Here is a 10435-nt window from a genome sequence, read left to right on the forward strand (position 1 = left end):
TAGCCGCAATACGGAAACTGGGCAAGCGTTTTCCAGAGAACGCGTTTTGCCCGATATTCTGCATTCATACGTTCAGCAGCACCCGCACCAGTTCGGCCAACCTGACGAAGGAGTCCCCTTGACCTCCCCCTCTATTCCCCGCAGCCCCTCGGTCTGGAACAGCATTGGCGGCCTCGCTTACGGGGGCGACTACAACCCCGAACAGTGGCCCCGGGACGTCAGGCTCGAGGACATTGAGCTCATGAAGGAAGCCGGCGTCAACTTCCTCAGCCTGGGCATCTTCTCGTGGGGCCTCCTGGAACCCAGCGAAGGCAATTACGACTTCGGGTGGTTGGACGAGGTCATGGACAACCTCCACGGAGCCGGCATCAAGGTAGCCCTCGCCACGGCCACCGCTTCACCGCCGGCCTGGCTGGTCCGCAAGTACCCGGAAATCCTTCCCGTCACGGCGGAAGGCATCCGACTGGAGCGCGGATCGCGACGTCACTACACGCCGTCGTCAGCTGTTTACCGCCGGTATGCCACCGGCATAACGCGCGTGATCGCCGAGCGCTATAAGGACCACCCCGCGCTGGCGCTCTGGCACGTGGACAACGAACTCGGCTGCCACGTTGGAGAGTTCCACGGCGAAGAAGACGCCGCCGCTTTCCGCGCTTGGCTGGAACGCCGTTATGGCACCATCGAAGACCTGAACGAGGCTTGGGGAACGGCATTCTGGTCCCAGCACTACGCCTCATTCGACGAGATCATCCCACCCGGAGCGGCCCCCACTACGCTCAATCCGGGCCAGCAACTGGACTTCGTCCGATTCAATTCGTGGGCCTTCATCGACTTCTACAGGGAACTATTGGCCGTGATCCGCGAAGTCACTCCCAACGTGCCGGCAACCACCAATTTCATGGTCTCCAGCGCCACGAAAACCCTGGACTACTTCGACTGGTCCAAGGACATGGACGTCATCGCCAACGACCACTACCTGGTGGCGGCAGATCCTGAGCGCGCCATCGAACTCGCCTTCAGCGCCGACCTCACCCGTGGCGTGGCGGGCGGAGATCCGTGGATACTCATGGAACACTCGACGTCGGCGGTCAACTGGCAGCCCCACAACCAGCCCAAAATGCCCGGCGAAATGCTCCGGAACTCGCTGGCGCATGTGGCCCGTGGCGCGGACGCCGTGATGTTTTTCCAGTGGCGGCAAAGCAAGGCCGGCTCGGAGAAGTTCCACTCCGCCATGGTTCCCCACGGTGGCCGCGACACGCAGGTGTGGCGGAACGTCGTGGAACTTGGCGATGCCCTGGACAAGCTCGAACAGGTCAAGGGATCGCGGGTGGAGTCGCGCGTCGCGATCGTTTTCGACTACGAGGCCTGGTGGGCTTCCGAACTGGACTCCCACCCGAACAACTCGCTGAAGTACCTCGACACGATGCGCGCTTTCCACCGCTCTTTGTACCTCCGTGGAGTGACTGCGGACTTCGTCCACCCCTCCGCCGACCTGTCCGGATACGACCTCATCCTGGTCTGCACGCTCTACTGCGTGACGGACACCGCGGCAGCTTCGATCGCCGCGGCAGCCGAAGGTGGCGCTACGGTCCTGATCAGCTACTTCAGTGGCATCGTCGACGAACGGGACCATGTCCGGCTGGGCGGTTACCCGGGTGCTTTTCGGGAACTGCTGGGCGTCCGGAGCGAGGAATTCCATCCACTTTTCCCGGGCGCTTCGGTCACGCTGAGCGATGGAACTGTTGGCACGGTCTGGAGCGAACACGTCTCTGCAGGCGCCTCCACGGACGTCCTGGCAACGTTCACCGACTACCCGCTCGACGGTGTGCCCGCGCTGACCCGACGCACCGTGGGCAGCGGTTCGGCCTGGTACCTCGCAACGCTTCCGGACGCCGATGGCATCGACGCACTGGCCGCCCGACTCATCGAGGAAGCTGGGGTGACGGCCGTGACCAAGGCTTCACCCGGCGTCGAACTGACGAGGCGGCGTGCCGAAAACGGCCGCAGCTTCCTGTTCGCCATCAATCACAGCCGCGAGGACCAGGCCGTCAAGGCCGACGGCGACGAGCAGCTCAGCGGGGCCCGCTTCACTGGCGTGGTTCCCGCCGGGGCGGTGGCCGTCATCGCGGAGGACTGACACAACTGACTGCCAGCAGTGGTTGTTCCCAGCGCTGGGAACAACCACTACTGCCAGCTACTTGAGGGCCCACAAACTAAAAACCGCGCCCCGGGCGATCACGAATGATTAGCCAGGGGCGCGGTTCCCGTTGCAGTGGAGCTAGCTGATGGCGGACTTCATCTCGTCCACTGCTTTCTTGCCTGCTTCCTCGGTGGAGAGCCTGTCGAACAGCACTTCCGAGGTGTAGCGCTTGACGATTTCCTGGATGGCACCTGCACCCTTCGGCGGTGCGGCCGGGGCGTCGCCGAGCTCTTCCTTGATCTGGGCGATGAAGTCGACAACCTTGACGTCCGCCTTGGCGAGCTTGGGTGCGATGGCCTCGCGGACCTCGGAGTTCGGGTAGACGCCGCGGTCTGCCAGGAGAGCCTCGCCGGCCTTGACGTTGTTGGTCAGGAAGTCGATGAACTTTGCCGTCTCTTCAGGGTGCTTGGTGCGCGATGAAGCGGACCAGAACTGGGAGGCCTTGTACCAAAGCTTGGCGTCGGCAGCCTTACCGGTCTTGGACGGGAAGCGCAGGATCTGCAGCTCACCGCCGGCAGCCTTTTCGAGGGCCGGAAGCTGGTTGGACCACCAGAAGGCGAGACCGTTCTTGCCGGTTGCGAGGCCACTCTGGTCCAGGGGCGCAGCTTCGGCTTCAACTACCTCCGAGGCGGACGGGACCGCCTTCTTCTCGCTGAGTTCCTTCAGGAAGCTCCACCACTGGGCAATATCGGAGGGTTCGAAGCCCAGTTTGCCGTCATCGGTGTAGAGGGACTTGCCGTTTTGCCGGAGCCATACTCCAAGGGAAGCCTCATCGGTTCCATACGCCGCGGCTCCATAGGTGCCCTTGGGCGACTTGGCGGTGACCTCGGCCGAGATCCGCTCGAAGTCTTCCCAGGTCCAGGTTTTGTCATCGGGCAGTGCCACGCCTGCTGCCTTGAAGACGGCGGGATTGGCCAGGATGGTCGCAGCGTTGATGCCTGCCGCGATACCGGTCAGGCCCTTCTCGCTCTTACCCGCATCCAAGGCCGCCGCGTCCAGCTTGGATGTATCAATCTTGTACTTGGAGAGGTCCAGCAGTGCGCCACGAGTGGAGTACTCGGTGATGTACTTCTCGTCCATCTGGATGATGTCCGGGGCGTCATTTGCGGCAACCTGGGTGGCCAGCTTGTCCCAGTAGCCGCTCCAGTCTCCATACTCGGGCTTGATCTTGATGTTGGGGTTTTCGGCTTCGAAGGCCGCGATGGCTGCCTGGGTTACCTGGGCTCGCTTGTCGCCGCCCCACCAGGCGAAGCGAAGCTCCACTTTTCCGTCGGCGCTCTTGGCTTCCGAGCCGCCACCGCAGGCGGTGAGCGCCAGGACCGCGGCGGCCGTTGCCGCGACGAGGGCCGAGGCGCGGAGCCTGCGCTTGGTTCGGCGGGGGGCTCCTGTTGTTGCGAGGGCGACTGCTTCACCCTTGGGTTGTGCGGGCACTGTTGTCTCCGATCTTCATTGATCCTGATGCGATGTGGGAAAGCGTTTTCTTGGTTGTGATTATGATACGAGTCACATTCTTGTATTACAAGATAGCGACTTGTATTAGTTGCTGGAAATTACGACCGCCGGCCTACTTGATACCGGTGGTGGCGATGCCCTTGATGAGGAACCGCTGGCCGAACAGGAACACCAGGAACACCGGGAACAACGACACGATGGACATGGCGAAGAGTGATCCCCAGCTGGTTGCGGACTGCGAATCAACGAAGGCGCGCAGTGCAACGGGGACTGTGAACATGTCCGGATCCGTCAGGTAGATCAGGGCTCCGAAGAAGTCGTTCCACGTCCAGATGAACGTGAAGATGGTGGTGGTGGCCAAGGCCGGGACCATCAGGGGCAGGATCACGCGGAGGAAGATCCGCGGGTGTCCGGCGCCGTCGATGCGGGCCGCCTCGTCAAGCTCCTTTGGAATGCCGCGGATGAACTGGACCATGAGGAACACGAAGAACGCATCGGTGGCCAGGAGCTTGGGAACGATGAGGGGCCAGAAGGTGTTCACCCAGCCGATCTGGGAGAACAGGATGTACTGGGGCACGATCACCACGTGGAAGGGCAGCATGATGGTCAGCAGCATGATGCCGAAGAACAGCTTCTTGCCGGTGAACTGCAAACGGGCGAACGCATAGGCGGCCATGGAGCACGAGACCAGGTTGCCCACGATCGAGCCCAAAACCACAATCGCCGAGTTGATCATGTAGTGACCGAACGGGTGGGTCAGGGCCGACCAGCCGTCGGTGTAATTTGTCATGTCCAGGCTGTTCAGCCAGAGGCCCGGTTCGCGGAAGATCAGGTCATTGGGCCGCAGGGAAGAAACCACCATCCACAGGAGCGGGTAGATCATCACCAGGCCCACCACGATCAGGATGGCGTGCTTGACCAACCCTTTGACGCGGGCACTACGGCTGAAGGCCAGGTTTCCCGGCGATTCGCGGCGGCGCGGAGCCTTGCCCGGCTCGGTGGTTTTTGCTGCGGGAAGGCTCTGGAGTTTAGTCATCGTAGAACACCCAATACTTTGAAGCGATGAAGTTGATGGCGGTGAAGACGCCGATGATGACCAGCAGGACCCAGGCCATCGCTGAGGCGTAACCCATGTCGAACTGGCCGAAGCCCTTTTGATACAGGTACAGCGTGAAGAACATGGTGGAGTCGGACGGTCCGCCGTTGCCGCCGGAGACGATGAACGCCTGCGTGAACGACTGGAACGAACCAATGATCTGGAGCACCAGGTTGAAGAAGATGATGGGGCTCAGCAACGGGAGGGTGATCCGCCAGAACCTCTGGAGGGTGGTGGCGCCGTCAACTTCCGCGGCTTCGTAGTACATGTTGGGGATCTGGCGCAGGCCGGCCAGGAAGATGATCATCGGAGCGCCAAACGTCCACACATGCAGGAGGATGATCGAGCCAAGAGCTGTGCTGGGATCCGAAATCCAGCCGGGTCCTTCGATGCCCACCATGGCCAGGACCTGGTTAACCAGGCCCGTGGTGCCGAAGATCTGCTTCCAGAGGATGGCAACGGCGACGGAACCACCAAGGAGGGACGGCAAGTAGAAGATGGAGCGGTAGAACGGCAGGCCGCGAAGACCCTTGTCCAGGACCAGCGCGATCAGCAGGGCCACTGCCAACTGCAGGGGAACACCCACCAGTACATAGGTGAAGGTGACCCGCAATGAGTTGTGGAGGCGGGCGTCGCCGAACATCCGGACGAAGTTGTCCAGGCCCACCCATTCCGGAGGCTGCAGGAGGTTGTAGTCCGTAAAGGACAGGTACAACGACATCAGCATGGGGCCCACCGTGATGGCAACCAAGCCAACGAGCCAAGGAAGAAGGAAGATGTAGGCCGCTTTGTTGTCGCGGCCGTTGGCCTTCTTCTCTTCCTTGGTCATGGGGCCCTTGCGGCGGGTCATCGTTGAGAGTTCCCCAATGGCACTCATGGATTCCCCCTCTCCGGACCGCGAACGCCCTGCGGCGTCCCCGTGTGTACTACCGCGGCCATGTGGTCTCCTTTGGTCATCGTGGCCATCCACGGAGTTCGAGTCTGTTGATGCTTGCCTTCCGGGATGCCGTCGATCTTCCGGCACTCCCCTGAGTTACCGGGATTGGCTCCCGATGTTCAGCGGCTCCGTACCAAAGTAAACGTTTTCTTGACCCATGTACAGCCTTTTGCTAATTTTTGAGAAAGCGTTTTCTTACGAAGCCGCCAGCATCGATTTCCCACGCTGAAGAAGCCCGGCGTGCGCCTCCGCACACCCTCCCGCATCGATAAGGCAGGACACCATTGTCAACCAACCCCAGCGCCTGCCATGACTCCCGCTGACATGGCCGGAACTGCTTTTCGTCCGAGTGCGCTGGCCGGGTATGAGGACTGGCCAGGCTACGCGCCACACTTTCACCGGGCCGGGTCGGCCACCGCCCAGGAACTCAGCGACGTGCTTGGCATACCGGCTGTCGTCCCGGACCTTGGATACACGATCCACTCCGAAACAGCGCACGACGACGTCATCACCACCCGCCTCTCCTGGCAGTTGGGCTTCGGGCCGAGGACGTCCGCGTGGCTCGTGCGCCCAGCCCACAGCACCGGCCCGCTGCCGGGACTCCTCGCGATGCACTGCCACGCCGGCATCAAGTCGTATGGCGCCGAACGGCTCGTGAAGCTTCCTGCCGGGGTCGAAGACCACGACGCCGATAGCCCTTTCCCGGGTGGCTTCGGCCCCGTGCCGCCAGGGTTGCAGGCGAAGCTCTACGGCGGCCGGGCCCTTGCCACCTGGTTGGCCCTACAGGGCTTCGCGGTCCTTGCCCACGACGCCTTCATGTGGGGCAGTCGTCGTTTCGGGCTCGACCCCCTGCCCTTCCGCTCTGCCACAGCGGTAAGCGGCCAGCAGTCGCTCTGGCGGGAGGCCGGCGTCGAACCTTCCCCGTCGGCGCTCTACGACGCCGCGGCCGCAGCCCACGAGGAAACCGTGGCGAAAGCTGCGACGCTGCTGGGCAGCAGCGTCGCCGGGACGGTGGCCCATGACGACCTCGCGGCGCTGGACATCCTCTCCTCGCTCCCGGGAGTGGACCAACACAGGATCGGGTGCCTCGGCTTTTCCGGCGGCGGCGGGCGGGCGATGCTGCTCGCGGCCCTCGATTCCAGAATTCGCAGCTACGTGGTGACGTGCATGATGACCACGTTCGCCTCGCTGTTGCCATCGTACCTGGATGCGCACTCCTGGTTGCTGCACTCCCCCGGCCTCGCCCAGCTGGGCGACTGGCCGCACCTTGCCGCCCGGTCCAGTGCACGCGCGCTGGTCCAGTACGCCCTCGATGACCAGCTCTTCCCGGAACAAGGAATGGGCGACGCCCACGCCCATCTCTCCAGCGCACTACCGGAGCTGTACACCGGTACTTTCTGGCAGGAACCACACGTCTTCAGCAGAGCCATGCAAGACGAGGCAGCAGCTTTCCTCACCGAGACCCTGCAGTTATCGGCCACCAAAACAACCCACGAACTTGACCCCGCTAGGACAGCATCATGACGCAACAATTGGCCACCACAACAGCGGAGGGCCCAACACGACTTCCCCGCGTCGCACTGGTGGGTGTGCACGGCTTCGGCGAACGGCACCTGGAGAACCTGGATCGGCTGAGTGCTGCAGGTGCCTTGGAGCTGGTGGCAGTCGCCGATCCGAACCCACCGGCCAAGGACACACTCGAACCGGGAGTGGATATCTACGCCTCGCTCCACGAACTCCTGGCCGGCGGAGTGGCCCCCGACGTCGTCATTATCTCCACACCCATCCAGACCCACGCGCCGTTGGCCATTGCTGCACTCAACGCCGGAGCCAACGTGTACCTCGAGAAACCGCCGGTGGCCTCCATGGTGCAGTACCGGGAAGTCATGGCGGCGGCCGCGAGCGCCGGCCGCCTGGTCCAGGTTGGGTTCCAGAGCCTGGGTTCGGACGCCCTCCCCGCGATCGAAGCACTGGTGGGGGCCGGCGCCATCGGAGAGGTGCGAGGCATCAGCGCCACAGGCTTGTGGCTCCGGACCAAGGCTTATTTCAAACGGTCCCGGTGGGCCGGCAAGCGCAGCCTGAACGGTACGGACGTGGTGGACGGAGTGGCCACCAACGCCTTGGCGCACGCAGTGGCCACCGGGTTGTGGCTGGCCGGGGCAAGGACCGTGGCGGATATCGAATCCGTGGACACCGATCTTTACCGTGCCAACGACACCCAGAGTGACGACACCTCCGTGGTGCGGGTACGCACCACCCACGGCACGGTACTGACGTGTGCACTGACGTTGTGCGCGCCGGAGCAGTCCGCACCGTCGGTCACCGTGTACGGCACCGAGGGCCAGCTGACCCTCTTCTACACGGAGGATCGGTTGGAGATCACCACGCCTGGGGGTGTCCGGACTGAGACGTTTGGGCGGAAGGATCTCCTGGAGAACCTACTTGCCGCACGCACCCACGAGGACCTGCTCAGCCCTCTCGGTGGGGTTGGTGCCTACGTGTCAGTGCTCGAAGCCATCCGGACAGCGGATTCGCCCCAAGCGATCCACCCCGACTTCATCACGTGGGACGGCAACGGCGACGATGCCCACCCCGTGGTGCACGGCATCGAGTCCCTGATCCGTCGCGCTGCCTTGGGGCATGCCACCTTCGCCGAGCTCGGAGCGCCGTGGACTGCAGCAGGTGGTCCGGCGTTGGAGATCGACGGCGCTCCCGTCGCTACCGTCCAGGACGGGACCCGCATCCGGCCGACCTCGTCCCCCCGCCCCTACCTGCACCCGGTGCGGACCCTTGCCGGTACTGTAGTCACCGACCACATCCCGGAAGACCACGTGTGGCACCTTGGCGCAGGTGTTGCCCTCCAGGACGTGGATGGCGTCAACTTCTGGGGCGGCCGGACCTACACCCGCGACGCCGGCGCGTACGTCTGGCGCAAGGACCACGGCCGCATCGTCACCGAATCCGCGGAGCACAGTAACGGGCAGCGGCGCGAACAGCTGGGCTGGATAGGGCCCGACGGCACCCGGCTGCTCCGCGAACAGCGCGAGTGGCGCTGGGCCGCCGTCGGGAATTCAACGTGGAAGCTGACGCTCGACTTCACGCTTGAGTCAGCCACCGGTCATCCGGTCCTCCTGGGCAGCCCCGGTTCCAACGGGCGGCCGCAGGGCGGTTACGGCGGCTTCTTTTGGCGCTTGCCCAAGGTCAGCGACGCGACCATCTGGACTCCGGACGTCCGCGGCGAGGACGCCGTGCACGGCAGCGTGGCGCCGTGGTTGGCGTGGTCGGGAACGTTCGACGCCGGAACCTCCGGCGTCGCGCACGTCACCGGAGACCCCGGTTTGGGCCACCCGGCAACACTCGTCTTCCTTGCCTCACCTCAGGCGCCGGACCCATGGTTCGTGCGGCATTCGGGCTATCCCGGAGTCGGATTGTCGTTGGCCTGGGATGCCCCGGTGCCCACCGAACCCGGGAACCCTGTCCACAGGACCGTCACAGTGCTCATCACGGACGGCTTCCTGGCAACACAAGACATTGAACAGCTCATCACTACCTTGGGGGAATCGGCATGACCACGCCAATACAGTCCACAACGCCCACCACAGCACTTACCGCTCCCGGCAACGTAGCCGACCGCGCAGTGAAACGCCGCCGCGTGCTGGACATCCTGGACGCCGCGGGCCGGGACTCGCTCCTGCTCACCACCAACACCGCGCTCACCTGGTACCTGGACGGCAGCCGGATGCACATCAGCCTCGCCGGCGATCCCATTGCTGCCCTCCTGGTGGACCGCTCCGGCGACCACCTGGTGACATTCAACAATGAGGCCGGGCGGATCGCCTGTGAGGAATTGCCGGAAGGGGTTAGCCTGTCCACCGTTCCGTGGTACGGCCAACTGCATGCCGCGGCCGCGGGACTGGCCATCGACGGGAACCCGTTGGTGGAAGCGGCCGTGACCACCGAACTGCGGGCGGCCCGCCAGCAGCTCTTGCCAGCCGAGTCCGCCCGCTACGCTGCACTATCGGCGGATGCTGCGGCTGCCATGACCGAGGTCCTCACCGCAGCAACCCCCCAAACCACCGAATTCCAGCTGGTCTCGGCGCTTGCCGCCAGGATCGTCGCGGCTGGGGCCGAGCCCTTGGTCCTGCTCTGCAACGGTGCCGATCGGAGCGATTTCCGCCACCCCCTGGCCACCCACTCGCCCATCGGCAGGCGCGCCATGGCGGTGGTGTGCGCACGCCGGAACGGTTTGGTTGCCAACGTCACCCGTTGGGTAGCGTTCGACGCCGGGACTGCGGAGGAGCTCGACGCCGAGGCCCGCATCGCGGCCGTTGAGGCCGACATATTCCGGGCCACAGTCCCCGGGGCACAGCTCAACGAGGTCTTCGCCGAGATCAAGACTGCCTACGCGCGGCACGGCTTCGGCGGCGATCAATGGACCCTCCACCACCAGGGTGGGCCCGCCGGTTATGCGGGCCGCGATCCCCGGGTCACCGCAGACGTAACGGACACCATCGTGCTCAACCAACCTTTCACGTGGAACCCTACGGGGCCCGGCGTGAAGATCGAGGACACTGTGTTGCTCACGGATTCCGGCCTGCGTGTCCTGACCGTTGACGACCGTTGGCCGACCGCGGAAGTTGACGGCCGTCGTCGTCCGCTGACGTTGCGTCCCTAAGCCCTGTTGCGTCCGTAAGCCCTGCAGGGCCCATACGAAAGGGGCGGGTCACCATCACGGTGACCCGCCCCTTCT

Annotated in this window: 7 protein-coding genes; 4 read left to right on the forward strand and 3 right to left on the reverse strand. The window is 64.0% G+C overall.

Annotation, left to right across the window (positions count from 1 at the left end; all coding sequences use genetic code 11):
* Positions 1–118: 118 nt before the first annotated feature.
* Positions 119–2137: a beta-galactosidase gene (locus ABHM97_RS17255; RefSeq protein ID WP_349471647.1), complete on the forward strand. Its 2019-nt coding sequence runs from the start codon at positions 119–121 to the stop codon at positions 2135–2137.
* Between the two features lie 141 nt (positions 2138–2278).
* Here ABHM97_RS17255 and ABHM97_RS17260 read toward each other — a convergent pair whose 3' ends face one another.
* From ABHM97_RS17260 to ABHM97_RS17270, 3 genes are all read right to left on the reverse strand, one after another.
* The gene (locus ABHM97_RS17260; RefSeq protein ID WP_349471648.1) at positions 2279–3631 is read right to left on the reverse strand and encodes an ABC transporter substrate-binding protein; all 1353 of its coding nucleotides are present in this window, start codon (positions 3629–3631) and stop codon (positions 2279–2281) included.
* A gap of 133 nt (positions 3632–3764) precedes the next feature.
* Entirely contained in the window at positions 3765–4688 is a 924-nt protein-coding gene (locus tag ABHM97_RS17265) for a carbohydrate ABC transporter permease (protein WP_235517377.1), read from the reverse strand.
* Positions 4681–5625, reverse strand: coding sequence for a carbohydrate ABC transporter permease (locus tag ABHM97_RS17270; protein WP_211713445.1), 945 nt, complete (start codon positions 5623–5625; stop codon positions 4681–4683). Before ABHM97_RS17270 ends, ABHM97_RS17265 begins: the two co-directional genes overlap by 8 nt.
* A 369-nt stretch (positions 5626–5994) precedes the next feature.
* Between ABHM97_RS17270 and ABHM97_RS17275 the strand changes: the two genes are divergently transcribed.
* From ABHM97_RS17275 to ABHM97_RS17285, 3 genes are read left to right on the forward strand one after another with little or no spacing between them, the layout of a single operon-like run.
* Positions 5995–7209, forward strand: a complete 1215-nt coding sequence (locus ABHM97_RS17275; RefSeq protein ID WP_349471649.1) for an acetylxylan esterase — start codon at positions 5995–5997, stop codon at positions 7207–7209.
* The gene (locus tag ABHM97_RS17280; RefSeq protein ID WP_349471650.1) at positions 7206–9254 is read left to right on the forward strand and encodes a DUF6807 family protein; all 2049 of its coding nucleotides are present in this window, start codon (positions 7206–7208) and stop codon (positions 9252–9254) included. Before ABHM97_RS17275 ends, ABHM97_RS17280 begins: the two co-directional genes overlap by 4 nt.
* Entirely contained in the window at positions 9251–10360 is a 1110-nt protein-coding gene (locus ABHM97_RS17285) for a M24 family metallopeptidase (RefSeq protein WP_349471651.1), read from the forward strand. Before ABHM97_RS17280 ends, ABHM97_RS17285 begins: the two co-directional genes overlap by 4 nt.
* Positions 10361–10435: the final 75 nt, after the last annotated feature.

It is taken from the genome of Paenarthrobacter sp. CAP02, assembly GCF_040137855.1.
GTDB lineage: Bacteria > Actinomycetota > Actinomycetes > Actinomycetales > Micrococcaceae > Arthrobacter.

Bases quoted from the DNA above. Each gene is read 5' to 3' on its own strand.
- ABHM97_RS17265 (WP_235517377.1), bottom strand. From the start codon at position 4,688: ATGACTAAACTCCAGAGCCTTCCCGCAGCAAAAACCACCGAGCCGGGC.
- ABHM97_RS17270 (WP_211713445.1), bottom strand. From the start codon at position 5,625: ATGAGTGCCATTGGGGAACTCTCAACGATGACCCGCCGCAAGGGCCCC.
- ABHM97_RS17275 (WP_349471649.1), top strand. From the start codon at position 5,995: ATGACTCCCGCTGACATGGCCGGAACTGCTTTTCGTCCGAGTGCGCTG.
- ABHM97_RS17280 (WP_349471650.1), top strand. From the start codon at position 7,206: ATGACGCAACAATTGGCCACCACAACAGCGGAGGGCCCAACACGACTT.
- ABHM97_RS17285 (WP_349471651.1), top strand. From the start codon at position 9,251: ATGACCACGCCAATACAGTCCACAACGCCCACCACAGCACTTACCGCT.